At 64.5% G+C, this 23708-nt stretch carries 21 protein-coding genes; 15 read left to right on the top strand and 6 right to left on the bottom strand.

Going from position 1 to position 23708, the window contains the following annotated elements:
* Nucleotides 1-76: 76 nt before the first annotated feature.
* Both DWB23_RS01185 and DWB23_RS01180 read left to right on the top strand, forming a co-directional pair.
* Nucleotides 77-3103 (top strand): oligosaccharyl transferase, archaeosortase A system-associated, encoded by a 3027-nt coding sequence (locus tag DWB23_RS01185; protein ID WP_121740986.1) that lies wholly within the window; start codon nt 77-79, stop codon nt 3101-3103.
* Between the two features lie 142 nt (nt 3104-3245).
* Nucleotides 3246-4172 (top strand): DUF368 domain-containing protein, encoded by a 927-nt coding sequence (locus tag DWB23_RS01180; RefSeq protein WP_121740985.1) that lies wholly within the window; start codon nt 3246-3248, stop codon nt 4170-4172.
* A 75-nt stretch (nt 4173-4247) separates the two neighbouring features.
* On the opposite strand, the gene DWB23_RS01175 is transcribed toward DWB23_RS01180, so the two are convergent.
* From DWB23_RS01175 to glpA, 4 genes are read right to left on the bottom strand one after another with little or no spacing between them, the layout of a single operon-like run.
* Nucleotides 4248-5486 carry a Cdc6/Cdc18 family protein gene (locus tag DWB23_RS01175; RefSeq protein WP_121740984.1) on the bottom strand — a complete coding sequence of 413 codons (1239 nt, stop codon included), beginning with the start codon at nt 5484-5486 and terminating at the stop codon, nt 4248-4250.
* Nucleotides 5486-6880, bottom strand: a complete 1395-nt coding sequence (locus DWB23_RS01170; protein WP_121740983.1) for an anaerobic glycerol-3-phosphate dehydrogenase subunit C — start codon at nt 6878-6880, stop codon at nt 5486-5488. Before DWB23_RS01170 ends, DWB23_RS01175 begins: the two co-directional genes overlap by 1 nt.
* Before the next feature lie 43 nt (nt 6881-6923).
* Entirely contained in the window at nt 6924-8216 is a 1293-nt protein-coding gene (gene glpB / locus DWB23_RS01165) for a glycerol-3-phosphate dehydrogenase subunit GlpB (protein WP_121740982.1), read from the bottom strand.
* Nucleotide 8217: 1 nt separating this feature from the next.
* A complete protein-coding gene (glpA, locus tag DWB23_RS01160; RefSeq protein WP_121740981.1) occupies nt 8218-9927 on the bottom strand; it encodes an anaerobic glycerol-3-phosphate dehydrogenase subunit GlpA in 1710 nt (569 codons plus the stop codon).
* 310 nt (nt 9928-10237) lie between these two features.
* Between glpA and glpK the strand changes: the two genes are divergently transcribed.
* The 9 genes from glpK to ribB all read left to right on the top strand — a co-directional run bounded on the left by glpK (nt 10238) and on the right by ribB (nt 18580).
* Nucleotides 10238-11779 (top strand): glycerol kinase GlpK, encoded by a 1542-nt coding sequence (gene glpK / locus DWB23_RS01155; protein WP_121740980.1) that lies wholly within the window; start codon nt 10238-10240, stop codon nt 11777-11779.
* Nucleotides 11780-11782: 3 nt separating this feature from the next.
* Nucleotides 11783-12856, top strand: a complete 1074-nt coding sequence (locus DWB23_RS01150; RefSeq protein ID WP_121740979.1) for a hypothetical protein — start codon at nt 11783-11785, stop codon at nt 12854-12856.
* 321 nt (nt 12857-13177) lie between these two features.
* Nucleotides 13178-13402, top strand: coding sequence for a hypothetical protein (locus DWB23_RS01145; RefSeq protein ID WP_121740978.1), 225 nt, complete (start codon nt 13178-13180; stop codon nt 13400-13402).
* 386 nt (nt 13403-13788) lie between these two features.
* A complete protein-coding gene (locus DWB23_RS01140; protein ID WP_121740977.1) occupies nt 13789-14472 on the top strand; it encodes a phosphoglycolate phosphatase in 684 nt (227 codons plus the stop codon).
* A gap of 142 nt (nt 14473-14614) precedes the next feature.
* Nucleotides 14615-14905 (top strand): hypothetical protein, encoded by a 291-nt coding sequence (locus DWB23_RS01135; RefSeq protein ID WP_121740976.1) that lies wholly within the window; start codon nt 14615-14617, stop codon nt 14903-14905.
* Between the two features lie 124 nt (nt 14906-15029).
* On the top strand, nt 15030-16064 hold the full coding sequence (gene twy1, locus DWB23_RS01130) for a 4-demethylwyosine synthase TYW1 (protein ID WP_121740975.1): 1035 nt from the start codon (nt 15030-15032) through the stop codon (nt 16062-16064).
* A 140-nt stretch (nt 16065-16204) separates the two neighbouring features.
* The gene (locus DWB23_RS01125) at nt 16205-17005 is read left to right on the top strand and encodes a histidine kinase (RefSeq protein WP_121740974.1); all 801 of its coding nucleotides are present in this window, start codon (nt 16205-16207) and stop codon (nt 17003-17005) included.
* Nucleotides 17006-17162: 157 nt separating this feature from the next.
* Nucleotides 17163-17870, top strand: a complete 708-nt coding sequence (locus tag DWB23_RS01120) for a DUF120 domain-containing protein (protein WP_121740973.1) — start codon at nt 17163-17165, stop codon at nt 17868-17870.
* A complete protein-coding gene (gene ribB, locus DWB23_RS01115; protein WP_121740972.1) occupies nt 17867-18580 on the top strand; it encodes a 3,4-dihydroxy-2-butanone-4-phosphate synthase in 714 nt (237 codons plus the stop codon). The genes DWB23_RS01120 and ribB overlap by 4 nt, the downstream gene beginning before the upstream one ends.
* A 69-nt stretch (nt 18581-18649) precedes the next feature.
* On the opposite strand, the gene DWB23_RS01110 is transcribed toward ribB, so the two are convergent.
* A complete protein-coding gene (locus DWB23_RS01110) occupies nt 18650-19021 on the bottom strand; it encodes a DUF7471 family protein (protein WP_121740971.1) in 372 nt (123 codons plus the stop codon).
* 265 nt (nt 19022-19286) lie between these two features.
* Between DWB23_RS01110 and DWB23_RS01105 the strand changes: the two genes are divergently transcribed.
* The 4 genes from DWB23_RS01105 (at nt 19287) to DWB23_RS01090 (ending at nt 22875) form a co-directional block, all read left to right on the top strand.
* Nucleotides 19287-19814: a winged helix-turn-helix transcriptional regulator gene (locus DWB23_RS01105; protein ID WP_121740970.1), complete on the top strand. Its 528-nt coding sequence runs from the start codon at nt 19287-19289 to the stop codon at nt 19812-19814.
* Between the two features lie 105 nt (nt 19815-19919).
* Nucleotides 19920-20849 (top strand): branched-chain amino acid transaminase, encoded by a 930-nt coding sequence (locus DWB23_RS01100; protein ID WP_121740969.1) that lies wholly within the window; start codon nt 19920-19922, stop codon nt 20847-20849.
* A gap of 277 nt (nt 20850-21126) precedes the next feature.
* On the top strand, nt 21127-22068 hold the full coding sequence (locus DWB23_RS01095) for a hypothetical protein (RefSeq protein WP_121740968.1): 942 nt from the start codon (nt 21127-21129) through the stop codon (nt 22066-22068).
* Between the two features lie 102 nt (nt 22069-22170).
* On the top strand, nt 22171-22875 hold the full coding sequence (locus DWB23_RS01090) for a phosphoglycerol geranylgeranyltransferase (protein ID WP_121740967.1): 705 nt from the start codon (nt 22171-22173) through the stop codon (nt 22873-22875).
* Nucleotides 22876-22884: 9 nt separating this feature from the next.
* Here the strand turns inward: DWB23_RS01090 and DWB23_RS01085 are convergent, their stop codons facing one another.
* The gene (locus tag DWB23_RS01085) at nt 22885-23670 is read right to left on the bottom strand and encodes an SIR2 family NAD-dependent protein deacylase (RefSeq protein ID WP_121740966.1); all 786 of its coding nucleotides are present in this window, start codon (nt 23668-23670) and stop codon (nt 22885-22887) included.
* Between the last annotated feature and the right edge of the window lie 38 nt (nt 23671-23708).

Below are 23708 nucleotides of genomic sequence, written 5' to 3'. Positions count from 1 at the left end.
ACTGTCATCGAATTCGACATGAAACACCGCGAATAGATGACAAGGCTTATTCTTGACTTGTGTCTGTTGAAACCTAATGAGTACGGACACCGAACGCGCTGAGGAAGGGGCCGAAACGTCCTCGTCCTTCCTCGAGACGTGGGCCAAGTGGTATCACATCCCCGTTCTCGGGGCCGTGATGCTGTTTATGTTCTGGGTACGAACCCAGTCGTACGACCGATTCGTCACCGACGACGGAACGCCTGCCCTCGCCGGCGTCGACTCGTGGTACCACTGGCGAACGCTCGAGTGGACCGCCGAGAACTACCCGAATACGATGCCCTACGAGATCTGGACCGGGTTCCCGACGGGCAACTACGTCGGCCAGTTCGGTACGCTGTTCGACCAGCTTATCGTCACCGTTGCGATGATCGTCGGCCTCGGCGATCCGTCGGCGGAAACCCTGTACACCGTCGCGTTGCTCGCGATTCCGGCGATGGCCGCGCTGGTCGCGGTCCCCGTGTTCTACATGGGGCGTCGACTCGGCGGCACGATCGGCGGAATCAGCGCGATCATCGTCCTCGCGCTCGCACCCGGGTCGTTCCTTTCGCGATCGACGGTCGGGCAGCTCGACCACCACGTCGGCGAGGTGCTCTTTATGGCGATCGCCGTCCTCGGGATGATGGTCGCCCTCCGCGTGGCCGAGCGGGAACAGCCGATCTACGAACTGGTCGTCGACCGGGACTGGGACGCGCTCCGCACGCCGACGATCTACAGCGTCCTCGCGGGGTTCGCCCTGTCGCTGTACGTCTGGGCGTGGCCGTCTGCAATCGTTCTCATCGGCATCTTCGGCGTCTTCTTTGCGATCCAGCTCTGTCTCGACTACCTCCGCGGTATCTCCCCGGACCACGTCGCCTTCGTCGGCGCGGTCAGCCTCGGCGTGACCACAATCATTACGCTGCTCCTGATCGAAGAAATCGGATTCAGCGTCTCGAGTTTCGGCGTTCTCCAGCCGCTGACCGCGGCCCTCGTCGCCGTCGGTTGTCTGTTCATGGCCTGGCTCGCCCGCACCTGGAACGAGCGCGACCTCGACCGCCGGTACTACCCCCTCGCGATCGGCGGCATCGCCGGCGTCGCGATGCTCGTCATGTGGCTCGCGCTGCCCGACCTGTACAGTACCCTGATCGGGAACCTCACGGGCCGACTGCTGCCGATCGATCCGAGCACGAGCACGCTCACGATCTCGGAAGCCCAGCCGCCGGACGACTTCACGAGTTACGTCTCCGACGAGTTCGGTGCGGCGTTCTTCACGATGCTCTTGGGACTCGCGCTCCTCGTCGCGCGACCGTTCTTCGGTCGCGACTACCGCGCCGAGTACACGCTGGTCATCGTCTGGTCGCTGTTCCTGATCAGCATGACGGCAACCCAGGTCCGGTTCAGCTACTACCTCGTCCTGGCGGTCGCCGTCGTCAACGCCGCCTTCATCGCCGACGTGGTCCGCCTTTTCGACCTCGACCTCGAGGGCGGCGTCGACTCGCTCCGGCAGGTCGAAACCTACCAGGTCATCGTCCTGTTGATGGTCGTCTTGCTCCTGTTCGCGCCGTTGCTGCCGCCGATGGCCGGCGAAAACGCGACGGCGTGGGACCGCGGCGAGAACGTCGGTCCGAGTCAAGACGCCATGCACTGGCAGGAATCGAACCACTGGCTCGCCGAAAACACGCCCGAACCGGGTAACTGGGGCGGCGCGGACAACGCCAGCGAGCTCGACTACTTCGGCACCTACGAGTATCCCGACGGTGGTGATTACGACTATCCCCAGGGGGCCTACGGCGTGATGTCGTGGTGGGACTACGGTCACCTGATAACGACCCAGGGCGAGCGGATCCCCCACTCGAACCCGTTCCAGCAAAACGCCCGTTCGTCCTCGGCGTTCCTGACCGCCGAGTCCGAAGAGCAAGGCGAGTTGGTCCTCGATACGATCGCCGCCGGCGAGTCGCCGCTCGACGACGAGAACGCCCTGCGCTCGAACGAGGAACTCGAGGCGATGGCCGAGGACGCGACTCACGAGGAGATTCGGTACGTGATGATCGACCACGCGATGGCCGGCGGCAAGTTCCACGCGATCACGGAGTGGACGGAGCCGGACTACAGCCACTTCGTGACGGCGGAGGATCTCGGGGACGAGCCGCTTCACGCGGATAATCTCTCGGAGGCGTTCGGCGAGGTGCCCTACGACAACACGATGTTGTCCAAGCTGTACTTCGACGACGCATCGGGGATGGAACACTACCGGACCGTCCACGAGAACGAAGATGCCGGAACGGCCTTCTTCGTCAGCTACGCGGAAGTGTACCACGAGCAGGCGTTCCAACCACAGACGGCCCAGCAGTTAGAATCGATGGGGTACGAGAACGGCGACGTCCTCTACGTTTCGGGTGGCCAGCTGGCTCCGCCCGGAGAGGGCAATCCCGCGGTCCGGATCAACCGACCGGAGAGCCAGCAGGGGGCGCTCCGGCTCCAACAGAATCCGTCCACCGTCCTTTTCGATGCTCAACGAAGTGCTGCGGTAAAGACCTTCGAGCGCGTCGAGGGGGCGACTATCGCCGGCACCGTCGACGACGAGGACGACTTGCTCGGCGACGACGCAACGGTTCACGTCGAACTCGAACTCGAGACGAACGCCGATCGGACGTTCAACTACACGCAGGAGGTCGAACTCGCCGCGGACGGCTCCTTCGAGGTGACCGTTCCGTACGCGACGAACGATGAACTGGGCGTCGAGGACGGCTACACGAACAGCAGCGTCGAGGCGCTCGGTGACTACACCGTTTCCGTCGGCGTGCCCGGCGAAGAGGGCTACGAGGGACAGCTATCCGTTCCCGAGACGGCGGTGGTCCAGGGCGAGACGATCGACGACATCGAGTTCGAACAGACCCAACTCGAGGAGCCGGCGGACAACGAATCCGAATCGGAGGTTCCGGACGACGGGACGGACGAGAACGGATCCGACGGGAACGAGTCTACCGGAAACGAGTCCGATGGGAACGAGTCCGCCGGCAACGAGACCGCCGGCAACGAAACCGCCGGCAACGAAACCGACGAAGCCGCCGCCGAAGAGAACTGAGATCGGTACCCGCGCTTCGCGCCGCGATCCGCGGTGATCGCACCGACGAATTCCACGTTCGGCTTCGATCTGTCACCCGACACGATGCAGTCCGCTACACAAGTGAGAAGCCTTTTGCTCCCGTCCGGAATACGCTCGTGCAATGCGTGAATTTCTCGCCGTCTATCTGAAAGGATTCTCGATGGGGGCGGCCGACGTCGTCCCCGGCGTATCGGGTGGGACGATCGCGCTGATCGTCGGCATCTACGATCGACTGATCCGTGCGATCACGGCGGTCGATCCCCGGGCCTTTCGACCGGCCCTGCGGGTTCACGATCCCGAGGCTCGAGCGGCCCTTCGGACCGAACTCGAACGAATGGATATTCCGTTCCTGATCGCGCTCGGATTAGGGGTTGCAACGGCGATCGTGATCCTCTCGCGGGTGATGCACGAGGCGGCGACGACGTATCCGGTGCCGACCTACGGCTTTTTCTTCGGCTTGATCGCGGCGTCGGCGATCGTGCTCTACGGCGAAGTCGAGACCTGGACGCCCCAGCGCGTCCTCATCTCGATCGCCGCAATCGCCATCGCCTTTCTCGTCACGGGCGTAACTACCAACGGGACCTCACACGGAATGCTCATCGTCTTTATCGCCGGCGCGGTCGCGATCTGTGCGATGATCTTGCCGGGCGTCTCAGGTGCCTTCTTCCTCCTCATTCTCGGTCAGTACGAGTACATGACCGGGATCCTGAGCGAGTTCGTCGACGGGCTGATCGGACTGGTCAACGGCGACGCGTTCGCACCCGTGATCGAGGCGGGGACGGTCGTCTCCGTCTTCGGCGTCGGCGCGCTGATCGGCCTGTTCACGATGGCCCACGCGGTGGGCTACGCCCTCGAGCACTACCGATCGGCGACGCTCGCCTTTCTGGTGAGTTTGATGGTCGGGTCGCTTCGGCTCCCGGTCGCAGAAGTCGGCCGGAATTTCGACGAGACCGCACTGGGGACGCCGATCGTCGCCGTCATCGCCGGTGTTATCGGTGCCGGAGCCGTCTTCGTCGTCGACTGGTACACCGACGATCTCGAGTACTGAATACCGGATTCTTCGACTCTCGAATCCGATTCGCCCGCCTGCTGAAAAACACGTTCTTCGAACCTCGAGTCCCGATCAGGGCGACGAATCTGGAAGGTCGCCGTGAGGCGTCTCCGCCGCTTCGCCCTCGCTCGCACCGTCGGCCTCGGTTTCGTCTCCGTTCGAATCCGGTCCCAGCGCGCGAAACGCGATCGTCGGAAATCGCGGGACGACAGCGCTGGGCCGCCGGCCGCTCCCGTTTGCGGGCAGCGGAACGCGCTCGATGACGCCGCGATCAGCGAGTTCGTAGAGAAACCGTTTGACCGTCCCCGTCGTCAGCGAGGAGCGATCGGCGATCTTCGTCGCGACGTCACGGATGGGCGTGTCGGTCGAGTCGACGGCGATGAGATCCAGCAGGACTCGCTGGCGCGTTTCCGAGAGGGCGAGCGCCCGATCGAGGTGTACGCCGTTGTCGGGGACGTCGGCTCGAGCCGTCTCGAGGTGGTGTGATTCGAGCCGATCGCTTCCCTCTGCGTTCGCGAGCACGCCGGCACCGAACAGGGCCGCGAGCGCGTCGTGAGCGTTACCCTCGGCCCAGGTCGCCAGCTCACGGGCCGATTCGTGGGCCAGCGCGCCCGCCGCGAGGCCGGTCGAGGCGCGATCGGTAACGATGTCGACGAGTTCGTGATGGCGGTAGTCCGGAACGGAAACGGTGGGCTGTTCGTCGTCCCACCGATCGGGGACGGTCTGCCCGACTGCGACGGTCGAGACGCTCCCGTCGACCGGCTCGAGCAGGTCACGGACCCGTCCGTAGGAGAGGGTTTCGGGCTCGTCGTGGTGATCGAGAGCGATCACGGCGCGGTGGTTCGGTCGATCGAGTCGATCGCGAAGCCGCTCTCGAAACTCGTCGGTACCGACGCCGCTCGCGGGAACGGATTCGGTGGACAGCACCGATAGCACGGTCCGATAGAAGGCGAAGGCGCTCTCGACGCGTCGGCCGTCGACGTAGACGAACCACGTGATCGGACCCATGCTCCCGGCGCGCGTCGTCGTGCCGATCGTCCGGGTCGATTCGCCGAGTCGCTCGTTCAGCGCGTCGAACAGCGCGGTGACGATCGCCGACGTTCCCGACCCCGCCGGACCGTCGACGGCGATCGGCGGCGGCAGTTCGCTGTCGAACACGGGTTCGAACTCGTCGAGCAGTCGCTCTAACACGGGGCCACGTCCGACGGGTTCCGCGCGGTGGACCACCGGACTGAGGTGATCGCGATCGACGACTATTTCTCGACCCTGATGTGCGGACCGTCGTCGAGCGATGCGCTCTTGCAGATCCATTACCCCGCCTCCTGGTGCCGGCGTCCGTCCGCGCCGCGATCCGTTCCCACGAGCGCCGCCTCGAGAACCTCGAGCGTGTGTTTGATCTCGTAGCCCGTGCCGTGTTCCATCTGCATCGAGCAGGTCGGACACTCCGTCAGGCCGGTCTCGGCGGGCGCGTCGTCCATGTGCTCGAACATTTCCTCGCCGATCTTCATCGATGTCTCGTAGTGTTCTTCCTTCCAGCCGTACGTTCCGGAGATCCCCGAACAGGAGTCGCCCACGTCGTGGGCCTCGATACCGTCGATTGCGTCCACCACTTCGATCGTCTGTCCATCGAGGCCCTGGTTACGTGAATGACACGGTGCGTGATAGGCGAACTCCTCGTCTTCGACCGACGTCCCCTCGAGTTCGGCCTCTAAGTCCTCGTGAACGCGGAGGTATTCGACGGCGTCCCAGGTGTTCGAAGCGACGTCCTCGGTTCCCTCGAAATCGAACAGTTCGGGGTACTCCTGGCGAAGCGACATCGAACAGGAGCTACACGAGGCGACGATGTCGGCCCCGTCCTCGAGCGCGTCCCGGAGTTCGCTGACGTTCGTCTCGGCGGCCCGGCGGGCGTCGTCTAACATGCCGTTGGCGAACATCGGCGTCCCCGAACAGGACTGGTCGGGAACCATGATCTCGTAGCCGAAGTGCTCGTAGACGCGGACGAGCGCCTTCGCGACTTCGGGCGTGTTGTAGTTCGAATAGCAGCCGTGGAAGTAGGCGATGCGTTTGTCGGGATTTTCGACCTGCGCATCCCTCGCTACTCGCGCCTCCCGCGCTCGCGTTTTCGAGGTGGCGTTGCCACCTCGCTTTGCCCACCACTCCCGGAACGTCTCCGTCGCGAACTCGGGAAACTCCCGCTCGCTCGTGATTCCGAGGGTCTTCTCGCCCATCCACTTGGTCACGGAGAGCCCCATGACGAAGTTCGCCGTCCGGGGGAACGCCGACGCCAGCGGAGCCAGCCGCCGGTAGTTCGAGAGGATTCGGTTTCGAACGTACTCTCGAGAGAATTTGCTCATGTTCTCCTCGACGTACTCCCCTCGAGCCGTGTTGTGCATCTGGGAGAGGGGGACCTCGGAGGGGCAGGCGCTATCACAGCGCATACAGTTCGAACACTTCATCACGGAGTCGTCGATGTCCTGGTCGTCCTGGCGCTTGAGCCGCCACTGTTCGGGTCCCTGGAACTTCGGCCCGGGGAACTCGTCGTCGACCTCGGCGACGGGACAGTTCGTGTCGCACGTCGAACACTTGTAGCAGTTGTCCGCGCCCGGTCGAAGGTCCATCTCCTCGGCTTCGGGGAAGACCTGAATCGGTTCGAACTCGTCGTCGCCCGGTACGTGGTCGTCGGTCGGTTGTTCTGCGTCGCTCATAAGCGTAACATCTCCACCATCAGTCGCTCGTCGCTCGAGTCGATCATCGCTCGCCCTCCTCGCCGGCCCGCGTACCGGCGACGTAACCCGTCGCGAGCGAGACGCCGGCCCCGGACTTCTCGGCCGCGAAGTCGTAGCCGCCCAGAACTGCGCCCGCCGCCCGCAGGTTCGAAAACTCCGGTTCGCCGTCGGCACCGAGCGGGCGGAGGTCGCGGTCGGGTGCGAGGCCGAATCGCGCGTAGGGCTGGTCGCCGAAAACGTCCTCGACGAACCAGTCGTAGCGATCCGTGGCGTGGGATACGTGGCAGTTGAAGATCGGTTCGAACACGCGCTCGCGCTCGGAGCGGACGCCCTTGCCGACCAGCCCGCCCGTCGCGAGGACGTACTGATCGGCCCGATACGGGATTTCCGTGCCGTTGCGGTCGACGACGACGTGATCGATTCGGTCACCGTCGTCCGCGTGCGTTTCGTACTCGATCACCGGTACGCCCGACGTCACTCGGACGCCCGCGTCCTCGAGCGCACGGTAGAGCAGGTCCTCGAGGCGCATCCCCGGTAAGCTCGGCGGCCCCATCGGGATCTCGAAGACGTCGGCGCCGAGCGCGGCCACGAGATCCGCCCGAACTTCGTCCGCGCGGTCGTCGCCCAGAATTGCGGGAAAACCGACTCTGGATTCGTTCTCGAGGTGGGGCTCGACGGCCGCGGCCAGGGCCTCGCGCGCCCCGATCTCACCCGCCTTCGTCGCGACGGACTCGTCGTGATCGAGCAGGTGCGCGTAGCGCGTGACCTTCGCATCGTCCCGGGCGATGCCGGGAAACGAGAGGGTGACGCCGCGGGCCGAAAACGGCGCGCCGGCGGCCTCGAGATGGGCGGCCGCCAGCGGGGCTTCGAAGTCCGGCAGGGTCTCAAAGCCCACGAGCAGGGTCTCCTGCGGATCGCTCGCCAGCCCGGCGGCCGTCGAGACGGGGTACCGTGCGGTCGGCTTTACGGTGCCGCCGTGAGTCGGAACGAGCGCGTTCGCGTCCGTGTGGGAGCCGCTGTAGGCGTTGCCTGCGATCTCGTCGAAAAAGGCGAGCGCCTCGCGAACCGCCTCGACCCCGACGCGCTCGTAGGGGTGGCCCTCGGGTAGCGCCTCGAGCGCGTCGAAGGGGTCGACGAGCGGTCCCGCTCCGTCCGGCGTATACCCCAGGACGTCGATCAATCCGCTCGCGTGGCGCAGCGTGCTCTGTTTGTACGTGACGAGTCGAACCCGTCCACTCTGTTCCGCGGCGGCCAGCGCCGCGGTCACGCCGGCCAGACCGCCGCCGATGACGAGGACGTCGTCTTCGATGGCCATCTCACCGCCCTCCGTCGGCGCGGGGCTCCGTCGTCGATCGGCCGCCGTCGAACGCCGCGTACTCAAGCGAGTTCGACTCGCCCGCGTTCGCCGGATCGCGGTCCCGGTTCATCGTCGTCGCGTGCAGGGCGTAGTTGAGCATCGCCTGCGAGAGCTGTTCGCCCCACAGCGCGTGGCGTTCACCCTTCCAGCGCTCCTGAAAGAGTTCGTCGAGGGCCGCACGAACCGTCTCCTCGTCGTACTCCGGGTGGAGTTCGTTGGCCATGGTCTGACAGCAAAAGCCGCCCTGGCAGTTCCCCATCGACGCGCGCGTCCGAATCCGTACCGCGTTCAAGTCCGATCCCGACTGGGAGATCGCGTCGCAGATTTCCGCCCGCGTGACGCCTTCGCACTGGCAGATGACGGGATTCGCCGCGTCCGTCTCGAGCACCTCGCTCGCTCGGCTCCCGAGGCGCTGTTTACTCCGGCGGGCGATGGGCGACCGAAGCCCGAAGTCGTCCATGCCTGCCTCGAGCGTCTCGATGTTCTCGCTTCCGGGTAACGGCTCGTCGGCCGTCGCACACGACGCGCTCACGCCCAGCTTTTCACAGACGTGATCCGAAATCTCCTCGGCCATCGCTCGATAGGTGGTGAACTTGCCGCCGACGATGCTGGACATCCCGGTGACACCGTCGCGGTCGTCGTGATCCAACAGGAAGAAATCCCGAGTGATATCCGTCGGGTCCTGCGTGCCGGTTCCCGGCGGTTCGTACAGCGGGCGAACGCCCCAGAACGAGCGGATCGTCCGGGCCTCCTCGAGGATCGGGACGAGTTCGGAGAGGGTGTCGATCATCTGGTCGACCTCCCAGCCGTCCTCGGGGTAGTCGTCCGGGTCCGACACCTCCTCGTCGGTCGTGCCGAGGATCGCCGTCGTCTCGTGGGGAACGACGATGTCGGCGTCACCTTTCGGCCGACAGCGGTTGATGACGGTGTCGACCTGCCGGACGTTCATGATCGTCATGACGCCCTTCGAGGGACGAACCTCGACCTCGAGGTCCGCCATCGCACCGATCTGTCCGGCCCACGCGCCCGTCGCGTTGACGACGTAGTCGGCCGTGATCTCCTCCGTTCCGGCGGCCGCCGCGTGCATGTGCTTGCCCGGTCCGGACTCGTGGCGCACCTTCACGCCGTAGATATCGTCGCCGTCGCGCAGGAGATCGACCACCTCGGCGTGCGTCTCGACGCGCGCACCGTGGTTCTCGGCGTCGATCGCGTTCGCGACGCAGAGCCGGAACGGATCGACCGCGCCGTCGGGTACCTCGATCGCTCGTTTCACGTCTTTCGCGAGGTAGGGCTCGACGTCGCGGGCCTCCCGCCCCGAGAGGACGCGCGCGGGAATTCCGCACTCGCGGCAGCCCTCGAGTTTCTCCCGGAAGTAGTCGTTCGAATCCTCGGGCCGCTGGACGAACAACCCGCCGGTCATCTCGACGCAGTGGCCCGCAATATCCCGCAGAATTTCGTTCTCCTCGATGCACTCGGTCGCACTGGCCTGGTCTGACACGGCGTAGCGGCCGCCGCTGTGTAAGAGCCCATGCATACGACCGGTCGTCCCATCCGTCAGATTGCCCCGTTCGACGAGAGTTACCTCGAGGCCGCGCATCGCCAGGTCTCTGGCGATACCACAGCCCGTCGAACCGCCCCCGAGGACGAGGACCTCTGTGTCGTCTGCCATCCCTTCGTTCGTACCTCGACCCCACCACTCTTTATTTTATCGGCGCTTGCCGAACGCCCATAACAACCAGTAATCGCCGAAACCGGTTGCGCTGTTTCCGATCGTCTTTCGACTGGCGATACTAACGAGAACCGTGATATCGGCTAATGACGTGAGATACTGGTAAACTAACCGATATAATGGCAGTATACTTATGAATATTGTGTTAGGTCTTCAGCAACATTTATAATGATTGTCGGAATTGTTTACCAGTAGCACGTGACCGTCGATAAATACATCGTGCGAGCGGTACAATAAGGGGTGACCACCAGTGACAGACAATACGTACGTCGGTGCGGTAGACCAAGGGACGACCGGTACGCGCTTCATCGTGTTCGATCACGGCGGGCAGGTTGTCGCGAACGCATACGAAAAACACGAACAGATTTATCCAGAACCCGGCTGGGTCGAACACGACCCGCGAGAGATCTGGGAAAATACAAAGCACGTCATCACGCAGGCGCTCGAGCAGGCGGGTATCAGCGCCGACCAACTCGAGGCCATCGGCGTGACCAACCAGCGCGAAACGACGCTGTTGTGGGACGCGGACTCCGGTCAGCCGGTCCACAACGCCATCGTCTGGCAGGATCGGCGCACGACCGACCGCGTCGAGCAACTCGAGGAGGACGGACTGGTCGGCCCCATCCGCGAGAAGACCGGCCTCGAGGCCGACGCCTACTTCTCGGCGACGAAAGCCGAGTGGCTGCTCGAGAACGCGGATCCGATCAAGATGGAACGCGCGCGCCCCGACGACATCAGCGACCGCGCGGAACGGGGCGAGATCCTCTTCGGAACGATCGACACGTGGCTGATCTACAACCTCACGGGCAACCACATCACCGAGGTCACGAACGCCTCGCGCACGATGTTGTACAACATCCACGACCTCGAGTGGGACGACGAACTCCTCTCCGAGTTCTCGGTTTCCGAGGCGATGTTGCCGGAGGTCCGTCCGTCGAGCGACGACGAAACGTACGGGACGACCGATGAGGAGGGCTTCCTCGAGGCCGAGATCCCCGTCGCGGGCGCGCTCGGCGACCAGCAGGCGGCCCTGTTCGGTCAGACCTGTTTCGACGCCGGCGACGCGAAGAACACCTACGGAACGGGCTCGTTCTTCCTGATGAACACCGGCAACGAGGCCGTCGAGAGCGATCACGGCCTCCTGACGACGATCGGGTTCCAGAAATCGGGCGAGGACGTCCAGTACGCCCTCGAGGGATCGATCTTCATCACCGGCGCGGCGATCGAGTGGCTCGAGGACCTGTCGCTGATCGACGATCCCGCGGAGACGGCGGAGCTCGCCCGCAGCGTCGACTCGACGGACGGCGTCTACGTCGTCCCCGCCTTCACGGGACTGGGTGCGCCCCACTGGGACCAGCGCGCACGCGGGACCATCGTCGGGATGACCCGCGGCACGCGCAAGGAACACATCGTTCGGGCGACCCTCGAGTCGATCGCCTACCAGACGCGGGACGTCGCGGAGGCGATGGAGGCCGATTCGGGGATCGAGATGACCTCCCTGAAGGTCGACGGCGGCGCGGTCAAGAACAACTACCTCTGTCAGCTCCAGTCGGATATCATCGGCTCGGAGATCGTCCGGCCGGTCGTCGACGAGACGACGGCGCTCGGATCGGCGTACGCCGCCGGTCTCGCCGTCGGCTACTGGGACGACGTCGACAGCCTGCGCGACAACTGGCAGATCGATCGCGAGTTCGCGCCCGAGATGGACGGCGACGACGCCGACGAGATGTACGACCGGTGGGGCGACGCGATCGATCGATCGCTCGACTGGGCGCGGGACGGTGGGGAGTAATCCATGACCGGAGCGCTCCTTCAACTTCCCGTCTTCGGCCTGGAGGCCGAACCGCTCGTCATCCTGATTATCGCCGCCCTCGCCGGGGGTGCCTTCGGCGCGGCGCTCGGCGCACTGCCCTCGTTCATCTTCACGGGCTTCGTCGTCTTCCTCGGCGAAGGAATCGCGATCCTCGAGGGAACGATCAGTGACGTCGAAGGCATCCCGTCGGGGGACCTCGCGACCGGCATTACCGACGTCATCGGCTTCGGCGCGGTTACCGGCCCGCACATCGCCTTCGCCGGCGGTGTCGCTGCCACGGCGTACGCCGGGAAGCGCTATCCCGAAATGGAGCCCGCCGGTTGGGACTACCACTTCGGAAAGGACATCCTGTACGCGTTCGGGACCAAACCCGACATCCTCGCGGTCGGGGCGATCTTCGGCGCAATCGGGATGCTCTTCACGCAGGCGATGGGCGAGCTCGGATTCCCGACCGACAACATCGCGCTCTCGGTCGTGGCGACGGCCTTCCTGGCCCGACTGGTGTTCGGCTACCCGCTCGTCGGCAAGGTCGGCGGCTCGAACATCCTCGACATGTCGCCGTTCGAACGGGAGGAGAAACGCGTGTCGGCCGACGGCGGCACCGAGACGAACCGGCTGGCGACCGAACCCTGGCTGCCACACCAGTACAAGTGGTCCGGGGTTATCGCCATCGGCCTCGTCGCCGGTGTCCTCGGCGGCTACATCTGGCTCGAGACCGGGAGCATCTTCCTGGGCTATGCGATCTCCGCGATGAGCCTGCTGTTTCTCAACCTCGGCGTCGAGAAGATCCCGGTCACTCATCACATCAGCCTGCTGGGTGCCGTGGGCGCGGTAATCGCCATGCCCGTCATCGGAAGCGAGCCGGTCGTGTTACTCGTCGCCGGTGTGTTCGGCGCGATCAGCGGCCTCCTCGGTGAGGTAACCCAGCGGATGTTCTACTCGCACTCCGGGACGCACGTCGACCCGCCGGCGATGGCGATCGCGATATTCATGTTCGTCATCGGGGTCCTCTATCTGGTCGGGGTCCTTCCGAACGCGGGCTATCTCGGGCTCTGAAGGAACTCGGACTCCGACTGCGGTCCGTTTTTCCGATCTCCTGTTGGCACCTTCAGTTTCCGGCGCTAGTAGAACTCGACGAAAGAGACGAGTGCCGCCCAAGCGGCACGTATGGGAAGTTCATACACCACTCATCGCGTCGAGCTACACGATACTTGTCAAGAACGGCGTGCGAGATATAGCGGCTGAGTTCAGCACAAGGCTCCGCTTATTCCACATCGAAGTCAGTGAACTAACTGTTCGGTAGAACTGCGAACGCGCGAACGCAGCACGTACTTCGGCGACAGAACGTATTCGTTACTATAGATAGATTATTCGCTCATGGTCGGTGATTCGGTCGCTACCGGCGGATATAGCGGCATACAGGCGGTGGTTATGGGTGTAGTCGTACTGGCTATCGGTGGAACGCTCGGTATCTCTCTTCTCGGAGCCTCAGGTGGAGTCATCGGGGTCGCGTTCATCGTCCTTTTTTCCAGTTTGATGGTACTCGCGTGGCCGTTGTTCAAGAAAGCCCACCCACGAGACGACCCTGCCGCTCAGGAGTAGCGTCTCTCAAATCCCTCTTCTCGTCCCCAAAACGAGTCTCCGTTTGCCATCTCGTTCTGATAGAGGTCAGGAGGCCTGACGCATCTCGAGATTTACTTCACCGAACGCTCACTCCCCCTCGTGATCGACAGCCACCGAGTGTCACGTTCGCGCCGTATCTCTTGTGCGAGGCTACGCACGGTATCCGTAACCGGTAGGAAGCCAGCGGTAACTACGCACGTGCAGCGAACGCGCGTTCCGCGAAGAAACGATTCGACGGTCCGAATCTCGGTAGGGCTTCTGAACGGATTTTCGACCGGGGGACCGGGACGTGTCGCCGGCAAACCGTCCGTCTCGAGCACACCCGAACCGACTCCTTTAGGTCACGCAGCCCTCGAGTGACGGCTATGACCGCCGATCCGCCGCTGGTTCTCGATATCGACGGCACACTCACCCGCCCCGAAGGGTGGGGCATCGACCCCCGCGTTTTCGATCCCATCCGCGACTGGGAGGCTCCCGTCGTTATCGCGACCGGGAAGGCTTTCCCCTACCCCGTCGCGCTCTGTCACTTCGTCGGCATCCCGGAACTCGTCGTCGCCGAAAACGGGGGCGTCGTCTACACCGGCGACGACGTCTTCTTCACCGCCGACCGGGCGGCCGCCCAGGCCGTCCTCGAGGACTACCGCGCCGCCGGCTACTCGACTGGTTGGGGACCCGAGAACACGGTGAATCGGTGGCGAGAGACCGAGATCGCCGTCAATTTAGAGCAGCCGATCGAGCCCTTACGCGAGATCGCCGCCGCACACGGCCTCGAGGTGGTCGACACCGGCTACGCCTACCACGTCAAGGATACCGATCCGAACAAGGGCGACGGTCTCGAGACGGTCGCCGAGCACGTCGGTTTCGACCCGGAGGCGGCCGTCGCCGTCGGCGACTCGATCAACGACGTCTCGACGTTCGAAGTCGCCGGCCGAAGCTTCGCCGTGGCGAACGCCGACGAGACGGCGAAAGCGGCGGCGGACGAGGTTCTGGAGGAGGCCCACGCGGATGGGACGCTGGCCGCGCTCGAGCAGGTTCGCGGCTCCGGGTGATCCCTGCGGAACCCACGCGTGGGGTAGCTCATGCCGCCGCAGTGTGAGTACTCGAGCGAGACGTCGCCGTCGTGACGGAATCTCGAGCGCGCTCGACCGTCTCACTCAGAACGCTTTTCTTCCGGCCGACGAACCGTTACGTATGGTCGTAGACACGCTCGTCGCCGCCTTCGGACTCGTGGGGACGGTCGCGCTCTTCGCCGTGGCCCGCTGGGACGCGAGCCGCGTCGAGTTCTCGCGCCCGCTGCTGTGGGCCGCCATCGTCGCGGCCCCCTTCGCGGTCGGGATCGGATTGTACCTGTTCGTCCCGGCGGCACCGATGACCGGCGTCATCATGACCGCCAACACCGGGATCGTCCTGTACGGCTTCGAACGCGAAGTGACGATCGAAGACGACGAACCCGCCGATCCGGGCGAACTGCCCCACGAATAGCGCAGCGACACGAACGCGTTCTTTCGAGCGGAACTCGAGCCGTGACGCCGGCCGCCGGATCGTCCGTGTTCGACCTGCACGACACCACACGCCTTTTGACCGCCCCGGTCCAAGCGAGGGCAACATGAGCAACTCCGCCGAGTCGGGCGTCGATGCTGGGACCGACGCCGACCAGGACCAGGACGAGGGCGACGGCGGTCCGATGCAGGTCTCGAGCCCGGACTACCACAGCGAGAATCACACGGCCGCCCAGACGTGCGGCTGGACGGCCAACGCCCTGCGCGGCGAGGGCAAGTGTTACAAGAACATCTACTACGGGATCGAGTCCCACCGCTGCATCCAGATGACGCCCGTCGTGCGGTGTAACGAGCGCTGCGTCTTCTGCTGGCGCGACCACCAGGGCCACTCCTACGAGATGGACGACGTCGAGTGGGACGACCCCGAGGCGGTCGTCGACGCCTCTCTCAAACTGCAAAAGCGGCTTCTCTCGGGCTTCGGCGGCAACGACGAGGTCCCGCGCGAGGCGTTCGACCAGGCGATGGAGCCCCGTCACGTCGCCATCTCCCTCGACGGCGAACCGTCGCTGTACCCGTACCTGCCCGAACTCATCGACGCCTTCCACGACCGCGACATTACGACCTTCCTCGTCTCGAACGGCACGCGACCCGAGGTGCTTCGAGAGTGCGACCCGACGCAACTGTACGTCAGCGTCGACGCTGCCGAACGCCACACGTTCGATCAGGTCGTCGGCGCGATGGAGGACGACGCCTGGGAGAAACTGCTCGAGACGATGGACGTCCTCGCCGACAAGGACGAGACCCGAACCGTGCTCCGAACGACGCTCGTCAAGGGCGAGAACATGCACCATCCCGACTGGTACGCCGGCTTCTACCAGCAGGCCGACCCCGACTTCATCGAGATGAAGGCGTACATGCACGTCGGCCACTCGCGGGGCCGACTCGACCGCTCGGCGATGCCCGACCACGAAGAGGTCGTCGAGTTCACCGAGGAGATCGGCGAGTACATGCCCGAGTTTACGGAACTCAAGGAGGTGCCGGCCTCCCGCGTGTCGTTGCTCTCGAAGACGAAGGATACGTGGGTGCCGAAACTGAAGAAAGGGAGCGAGTTCTGGGAGCGCGACCCGGTCACTGGTGATTGAGTTACGCGTGATCGAACCCGCCGGTGATCGTCTCGCGATCCCTGGAAACCGTCTGTATCGGCGATAGCGATGGGACTCTCGAGACGGCCGCGCCGACGTCAGGCAGAATACGTAAGGCTGACTCGATACTACGCGTCTAAATGACCCTCCGATCGTTCATCGAGGAGGTCGACCCTGCGGCGGTGACGATCGCCGTTATTAGCGTCGACGGCTCCGGACCGCTCGAGGCGATGCTCGCCGAGACGCTCGAGACCCAGTCGATCGACGTCGAGACCGGAACCGTGGACGACTTCGACGGTCTCGAGGGCTGGGACGGCCTCGAGGGGTACGACGCCGGCGACGGCGATATGGTCGTCCTGTTCGAGGACGGCGTTCCCGTCGCCGTCTCGCCGATGGCGGAGTTGTACGACTCGATTCTCGCGATCAACTCGGACCTGTTCGTGACGGGCGCACGCGGACTCGGCGAGATCGAGTTGCCGGACGTGCTCGCGACGCTCGAGGACACGCGCCTGCGACTTCGGGGCTATCCGCTCGCACACAAGGAGAAGTTGCTGTTGATCCTCGTCTCTCGGTACATCGAGCAACTGGCCTGGAACGCGGACAACGGGACGGTACGAAGTTCGTTTCAGCGATTCTCGCGGATCAACGACGAAGACGGGACGCGAGCGGTCTACGAAACGCTCGCGGCGATCGATGTCGACGTTCACGTCTACGGCCTCGACGACGGAGCGTCAGTCGACCTCGACGTCGCAGTACACGCCGGCACGAGTGCGGCCTATCGGAATACCTGGTTCGTCGTGAATCGGCCGGCGGAGTCGGCTGCTGGCGACGCAGCGGCGCTGCTCTGTCTCGAGACCGAGTCGCGAGTCTGGGACGGGTTCTGGACCACCGGCCCGGACCGCGTCGCGGCGATCGACGACGCGATCGCTCGCGAACTCTGAGCGGCGGGCACGACCTGCCGATGGTGTGACCGATGCCTTTTTGCACCGACTCCCCAACGTCGTGGTACAGACGATAAACGCTCGGAAACCCCATTCCAGTTCCGTTACGCGTTCCACATTCGGCATGCTTTTAGGTTACCTCCTCCTACCGAGTGGTATGTCAGTACTAGCTGAGTCCGCCGTCGGGCACGACGAACTCGCCGTGCTCAAACTGCTCGCACTCGAGGGGGGACTCGAGGGCGACGTCAAGATCTCCTGTTCTCACCTTGCGGAGCGACTCAACGCATCGAACCAGACCGCCTCGCGGCGACTCCAGCGGCTCGAGAGCGCGGGGTTACTCGAGCGAGATACGGTCAGCGACGGCCAGTGGGTGGCGATCACCGACGACGGCGAGCACACGCTCCACGCCGAGTACGAGGACTACCGTCGCATCTTCGAGACGAAGTCGGAGATCGAACTCGACGGCACCGTCACCAGCGGCATGGGTGAAGGGCGTCACTACATCTCGCTGCCGGGCTACAAACGCCAGTTCGAGGACCGACTCGGCTACGAGCCGTTCCCCGGCACCCTGAACGTGGACCTGCGGGACGACAGCGTCCGTCGCCGGAGCGCGATCGCCTCCCTCGAGCCGGTTCCGATCGACGGCTGGGAGGACGAGGAACGCACCTACGGCCCCGCAGTCTGTCATCGCGCCACGATCGAGACGGTCGAGGGCGACCGCTACGAGAGCGCCCACATCATCGCCCCCGAACGGACACACCACGACGAGGATCAACTCGAGGTCATCGCGCCGGACAAACTCCGGGCGGAACTCGGCCTCGAGGACGACGATCACGTCACCGTCTACGTCGGTGATCGCCAATGACGGGCCACCACGCCGGGGCGCGATCGAACGCGAGCGCGCCCAGCGAGCGGAGCGCGACGGACGCGGCGGGCACCGTCGACAGCGCCCTCGAGTCGCTGCGAGCCGGCGATCCCGTTCTCGTACACGACGCGGCCGACCGCGAGGGCGAGACGGATCTGATCTATCACGCCGACGCCGTCGATTCCGACGCCGTCGCCCGACTTCGAAACGACGCCGGTGGACTCGTCTGCGTCGCACTCGATCACGACACCGCCGACGCGTTCGACCTGCCCTTTTACACCGAGGAGGTCGACCACCCCGCGACCGGCGACCACGAACTCGGCTACGACGAACGCTCGTCGTTCTCGTTGACGGTCAACCACCGGGACACCTACACCGGCATCACGGACAACGATCGCTCGACGACGATCCGGGCGCTCGGCGAGGCCGCCGCCGCGGTCGACGAGACGACGTTCGCCGACGAGTTTCGCGTTCCCGGCCACGTCCACCTGCTGAAAGCCGCACCCGGCCTTCTCGAGCAGCGGGAGGGCCACACCGAACTCGGCGTCGCCCTCGCCGAGGCCGCCGATCTCTCGCCCGCCGTCGTCGTCTGTGAGATGCTGGACGACGAAACCGGCGAGGCGTTGACTCCCGCCGACGCCCGCGCGTACGCGGATCGCCACGGATTCGTGTACCTCGAGGGGAGCGACGTCCTCGAACGGCTGGGATAGCCGTTTGAACCGCTCCGAGTAACCCGTTTCCATCAGCCGACGGAACCGGCTTCCCCATCGGAACCGGCACTACTCCCCGTCGGAACTCGACGAGACGGTTTCGGTCTCAGACGTCGTCTCGCCGGTAATCGGTCCGTTTCGATAGACCGCATACAGAACCAGCACGGCGATCGCGAAGTCGGAACTGTGTTCGACGAGGTGGTGTACGGTCATCGGCACGGCTCCGAAAACGGTGCCGAGACCGACGATCGAACGCGAGACGAGCAGTCCGAGCACGATCGTGATCAGCAGGTAGCGAGTCGACCGACGTCGGGCGTATGCGACGGCTCCACAGCAAAAGAGGATCGCCGTCCCGATGACTGCGAGGATGATCACGGCGAGGAGAACCGGAGCCAGTTGCGGGTCCAGCCACGGGATATCGAAGGGGTTCGTGTGATCCATCGGCGCTTACTCTCCATCGGGTGGAGAGTTACGTATGTGCTTCGGTCGCGTACGTTAACGCCGCCGTGGGAACGACCTCGAGTCCGCGGGACGGGCCTCGAGCGTGCCGTGGCGAGCGAGACGCCGTACTGACGACGGGTCGGACGACCCGTTCCCACCTGTCGGGAACGATCGGAAGTCGTTATCAGGATCGCAGTGCTAGCTCGTGGTAACAGCCAGTTCCCGATTGCCCGGGAGCACGACTCGCAGATGGCAATCGATACCAATGAGCGACACTCGACAACAGATCAAGGCACACGTCCAGACGAACGCCGGTATCCACTTCAACGAACTCGTCCGACTGTCGGAGTTCGCACCCGGACAGATCCAGTATCACGTCCGCCGGCTGATCGACGCCGAGGAAGTCGTCCGCGAGGAACGCTACGGACAGACCCACTACTATCCGCCGCGGTACGACGAGTGGGAACGGTCCGCGTTAGCACTGTTCCGTCGCGAAACGGCTCGAGCGGTCGTCGTTTACCTGATCGAACACGAACCGAGCCGACCCACCGCGGTCGCGGACGATATCGGGATCGCCCGGAGCACGCTCGAGTACCACCTCGATCATCTGGTCGAGCGTGACATCGTCGACAAACGTTACGACGAGCGAAATCGAGTGACGCTCTCGCTTTCGAACCCCGATCGAACCGCTCCGCTGCTCTCGGAGGTAACCCCGACGGTTCCCGACCGACTGGTCGATCGCTTCACCCGTCTCGTCGACGGACTGCTCGAGAACGGCCACGACTCGCGGTAACTCGTACATCCGGTGGATCCTGTCGTCCATCGATCATCTTTCGCACCGACGGTTCGCCCGACAAATCACGAATACTTAGTAGAGTGGGTTTCCTCACTCTCGGTTATGGGATTCGACGAGATGGATGTTGACACGATCTGGATGGACGGCGAGTTCGTCGACTGGGACGACGCGCAGGTCCACGTCCTCACGCACGGGCTTCATTACGGCAGCGGCGTCTTCGAGGGCGCGCGTTGTTACGATACCGAGGAAGGCCCCGCGATCTTCCGCTGGGAGGAACACCTGGAGCGGCTCTTCCAGTCCGGAAAGCCGTACGAGATGGAGATCGACCACACGAAGGAGGAACTGACCGAAGCGACGAAGGAGCTGATCCAACGCCAGGACCTCGAGTCCTGTTACATTCGACCGATCGCGTTCTACGGCTACAACTCGCTGGGCGTGAGCCCGAAGGACTGTCCGACCAAGACGGCGATCGCCGTCTGGCCGTGGGGCGCGTACCTCGGCGAGGAGGCGCTCGAGGAGGGGATCGACGTGATGATCTCCTCGTGGCGCAAGCACGCCTCGAGTCAGATCCCGACCAACGCGAAGACGACGGGGCTGTACGTCAACAGCATGCTCGCGGGCGAGGAAGCCCGCCGCAACGGCTACGCGGAAGCCATCGTCCTGAACAAGGAGGGGAACATCGCGGAGGGTCCCGGCGAGAACGTCTTCCTCGTGCGCGACGACGAGATCTACACGCCCGGGCTCTCGGAGTCGATCCTCGACGGCATCACGCGCGATACCGTGATCCAGCTCGCGGAGGATCTGGGGTATACGGTCAACGACAGCGTGTCGATCTCTCGCGGCGAACTCAACACCGCCGACGAGTTGTTCTTCACCGGCTCCGCGGCTGAGGTCACGCCGATCCGGAAGGTCGACAACGTGGTCATCGGCGACGGCTCCCGAGGTCCCGTCACCGAGGACGTTCAGCAGAAATTCTTCGACGTCGTCGAGCGCAGAACCGACGAGTACGACGAGTGGTTCGACTACGTCTGAGCTGACGAATTGGTTTCTTTCTGTCGGGAGGTCGTTTTGCTTCTCGGATCGCTTCTTAGCGCGTCTCGAGTCCCTCTTGGTTTGTGACCGGTACTCTTTCAACCCCTCAACTGCGAAACAAAGAGCGGTGGGTTGGCTGACTACATCCTCTGGATGTAGCACGCAGCTTCTGATATCCCCGGATAGATTAGTCGTCGCTTCGTTACCTACTCGTCCGATACTGCTCACAGAATTACGACAGAAAACGCTCTTGTGATCGGCCCGCCAGCACCGAACTATGTCCTCGGTCTCCGTCCGATTCGACTCGGTCCGCCCTCGAGATATCGAACTGCTCGTCCTCGAGGAGCTGACGGTCTCGTCGACGTTTCGCTCGTGGCTGTGCGAGGCGTTGGCACTCGAAACCGAATCCGCGCCGCTGATTCGCACTCGAGACTCGCTCGGTAGCGAGACGGGTGACTCCGATCAACCCGGCGTCGAGTGCGGGCTCGAGATCGACGGTGAACGGCTTCTCGTCGCCGTCACGGCGGTTCTCGAGGCCGACGATCCGCGATCTCGCCCGGGCGACCGCCGCGAGGGCTCTCGAACCCGCCGGGAACGCGCCCTTGGCGAGGACTGGGACGACGTCCGGACGGTTCTACTCGCGCCCGCGGCGTTGATCGAACGCCGAGATGCCGACGGCACATCGCCGGTTGACGCGACGGTCGCCCTCGAGTCGATCCGAGACCGATTTGCTGCTCGAGAAACCGACCGCGGAGACTTCCACACGGCGCTGATCGAAGCCGTTCTCGACGGCGGCCGCCGCCAGGACGACGCGCTCGTCCGAGAGTATCGGTCGGCGGTCGCGGAGCGAAACCCGGATATCGAACTCAGTCTCGAACGCCCGCCGACCGCATCGGGCGGCGACACCGGAACCACGGTCGAACTCGAGGCGGCCTCGCTCGCACCGAATCACCGACTCGTCCACGAGTTGGACGCGGGTACCGTCGATCTGTCGATTCCGGGCGCCGCACCGCACCTCCAAGCGTTCGCCGCTCGGTACGTGTCCGTGATCCCGCCGTCGACGTCGTTCCTCGAGTCCGGCGAGACGCTCGTCCTTCGCCAGTCGCTGCCAGCGGTGGACTCCGGCGGCGCGGACGTGGACGCGGCGGTCGACGCTGCACTCGAGTCGATCCAGGACCTCCTCGCGGTCTCCGAGCGCGTTCAGGAGCGAACCGCCTGAACTGAAGCCGGACGCTGTGGGTCGTGTCCGGCCAATCAAGCGCGTTTCCGGATAGCCGTCGCTTTCGTAGCGTTTTTGCCGGTTGTCGGGAAACGACGGGGTATGACTACTTGCCCCTGGGACGATTGGAACCACGTTCTCAAAATCGATCCCGACAAGGAGCTTCCCGAGGGCGTCACGTACGGCGATCTCTGTGCGACCGGCACCGATGCGATCGAGGTCGGCGGCACGATGGGCATCACCGAGGAGAAGATGGCCGCCGTCGTCGACGCCTGCGCCGAACACGACGTGCCGCTCTATCAGGAGCCCTCGAGTCCCGACGTCGTCATCGATAACCGAGCGCTCGAGGGGTATCTCATTCCCACCGTCTTCAACGCCGGCTCGCCGTTCTGGATCACGGGCGCGCACAAGGAGTGGGTTCGACTCGACGGCGATATGGACTGGGACCGCACCTGGACGGAAGCCTACATCGTGATGAACCCCGACGCGGACGTCGCGACGTACACCGAGGCCGACTGCGACCTCGACGCGGACGACGTCGCCGCCTACGCCGAGGTCGCCGAACGAATGTTCGGCCAGGAGATCGTCTACCTCGAGTACTCCGGAACGTTCGGCGACGAGGACGTCGTCGCGGCGGCGAGCGACGCCACCGACGAGTCGACGCTATTCTACGGCGGCGGCATCCACGACTACGACTCGGCCGCGACGATGGCCCGACACGCCGACGTCGTCGTCGTCGGCGACCTCGCCCACGACGAGGGGGTCGACGCCGTCCGCGAGACGGTCGAGGCGGCGAACGAAGCCTGAAAAGCGATACTACGTTTCGACGAGGTCGCGAATCCGCGGCAGCACTTCGGTGACGTCCTCACGCAGGACCACGTCGGCGTCACTGTCGACCGGCGTTGACTCGAGGTTGACGATTCCGACGGTCGACCCCGACGAGGCGGCGAGTCGGGGCAGCGACGCGGCGGGTTCGACCACCAGCGAGGAGCCGATCGCGAGGAAGACGTCGCTCTCGCGGGCGAGCGAACGGGCGCGCTGGACGACCGCCTCGGGCAACTGCTCGCCGAAGAGGACGACGTCGGGTTTGTAGACGCCGCCGCAGTCGCAGGTCGGCGGCCGTTCGCCGTCGGCGGCGCGCTCGAAGATCGGATCGGCGGCGGTTCGCTTCCCGCAGTCGGTACACCGTACTCGCCGGGAGGTGCCGTGGAGTTCGAGGATCGTCGGTTCGTTCGTCTCTTCGGTAGCGGACCCGGCGAGTACTGACTCGAGGGCGTCCCCGTGCAACCCGTCCGTGTTTTGCGTGAGAATCGCCTCGAGATCGCCACCCCGACCCATCGCGGCCAGGGCTTCGTGGGCCGCGTTGGGTTCGTACGCCTCGTCGAACATCTCCCGCTGGAGGTCGACCCGGTCCTCCCAGAACCCCTCGGGGTCGCTCCGGAACCGGCCGTACGTGAACTGTCCTTCGTCGAACTTGTCCCAGACGCCGTCGTCGCCGCGGAACGTCGGGACGCCGGAGGGGGCCGAGATCCCCGCGCCAGTGAAGGCGACGGCGGTCGCTGCACTGCAGATATCGTCGGCGAGTCGCTCGAGACCGTCCATATCGGATCGTTGGGCCGAAGGCCTAAAACTCGTCGCGG

It is taken from the genome of Natronorubrum halophilum, from assembly GCF_003670115.1.
Classification (GTDB): Archaea; Halobacteriota; Halobacteria; order Halobacteriales; family Natrialbaceae; genus Natronorubrum; species Natronorubrum halophilum.
This window is presented reverse-complemented; position numbering and strand designations above follow the sequence as displayed.

Excerpts from the sequence above, each read along its gene's own strand:
- DWB23_RS01100 (WP_121740969.1), top strand. The coding sequence starts at position 19,920 with ATGGGATTCGACGAGATGGATGTTGACACGATCTGGATGGACGGCGAG.
- DWB23_RS01140 (WP_121740977.1), top strand. The coding sequence starts at position 13,789 with ATGACCGCCGATCCGCCGCTGGTTCTCGATATCGACGGCACACTCACC.
- DWB23_RS01105 (WP_121740970.1), top strand. The coding sequence starts at position 19,287 with ATGAGCGACACTCGACAACAGATCAAGGCACACGTCCAGACGAACGCC.
- DWB23_RS01180 (WP_121740985.1), top strand. The coding sequence starts at position 3,246 with ATGCGTGAATTTCTCGCCGTCTATCTGAAAGGATTCTCGATGGGGGCG.
- DWB23_RS01170 (WP_121740983.1), bottom strand. The coding sequence starts at position 6,880 with ATGAGCGACGCAGAACAACCGACCGACGACCACGTACCGGGCGACGAC.
- DWB23_RS01175 (WP_121740984.1), bottom strand. The coding sequence starts at position 5,486 with ATGGATCTGCAAGAGCGCATCGCTCGACGACGGTCCGCACATCAGGGT.
- glpB (WP_121740982.1), bottom strand. The coding sequence starts at position 8,216 with ATGGCCATCGAAGACGACGTCCTCGTCATCGGCGGCGGTCTGGCCGGC.
- DWB23_RS01120 (WP_121740973.1), top strand. The coding sequence starts at position 17,163 with ATGTCAGTACTAGCTGAGTCCGCCGTCGGGCACGACGAACTCGCCGTG.
- DWB23_RS01185 (WP_121740986.1), top strand. The coding sequence starts at position 77 with ATGAGTACGGACACCGAACGCGCTGAGGAAGGGGCCGAAACGTCCTCG.
- DWB23_RS01150 (WP_121740979.1), top strand. The coding sequence starts at position 11,783 with ATGACCGGAGCGCTCCTTCAACTTCCCGTCTTCGGCCTGGAGGCCGAA.
- DWB23_RS01110 (WP_121740971.1), bottom strand. The coding sequence starts at position 19,021 with ATGGATCACACGAACCCCTTCGATATCCCGTGGCTGGACCCGCAACTG.
- DWB23_RS01145 (WP_121740978.1), top strand. The coding sequence starts at position 13,178 with ATGGTCGGTGATTCGGTCGCTACCGGCGGATATAGCGGCATACAGGCG.
- twy1 (WP_121740975.1), top strand. The coding sequence starts at position 15,030 with ATGAGCAACTCCGCCGAGTCGGGCGTCGATGCTGGGACCGACGCCGAC.
- DWB23_RS01095 (WP_121740968.1), top strand. The coding sequence starts at position 21,127 with ATGTCCTCGGTCTCCGTCCGATTCGACTCGGTCCGCCCTCGAGATATC.
- DWB23_RS01125 (WP_121740974.1), top strand. The coding sequence starts at position 16,205 with ATGACCCTCCGATCGTTCATCGAGGAGGTCGACCCTGCGGCGGTGACG.
- ribB (WP_121740972.1), top strand. The coding sequence starts at position 17,867 with ATGACGGGCCACCACGCCGGGGCGCGATCGAACGCGAGCGCGCCCAGC.
- DWB23_RS01135 (WP_121740976.1), top strand. The coding sequence starts at position 14,615 with ATGGTCGTAGACACGCTCGTCGCCGCCTTCGGACTCGTGGGGACGGTC.
- DWB23_RS01090 (WP_121740967.1), top strand. The coding sequence starts at position 22,171 with ATGACTACTTGCCCCTGGGACGATTGGAACCACGTTCTCAAAATCGAT.
- glpA (WP_121740981.1), bottom strand. The coding sequence starts at position 9,927 with ATGGCAGACGACACAGAGGTCCTCGTCCTCGGGGGCGGTTCGACGGGC.
- DWB23_RS01085 (WP_121740966.1), bottom strand. The coding sequence starts at position 23,670 with ATGGACGGTCTCGAGCGACTCGCCGACGATATCTGCAGTGCAGCGACC.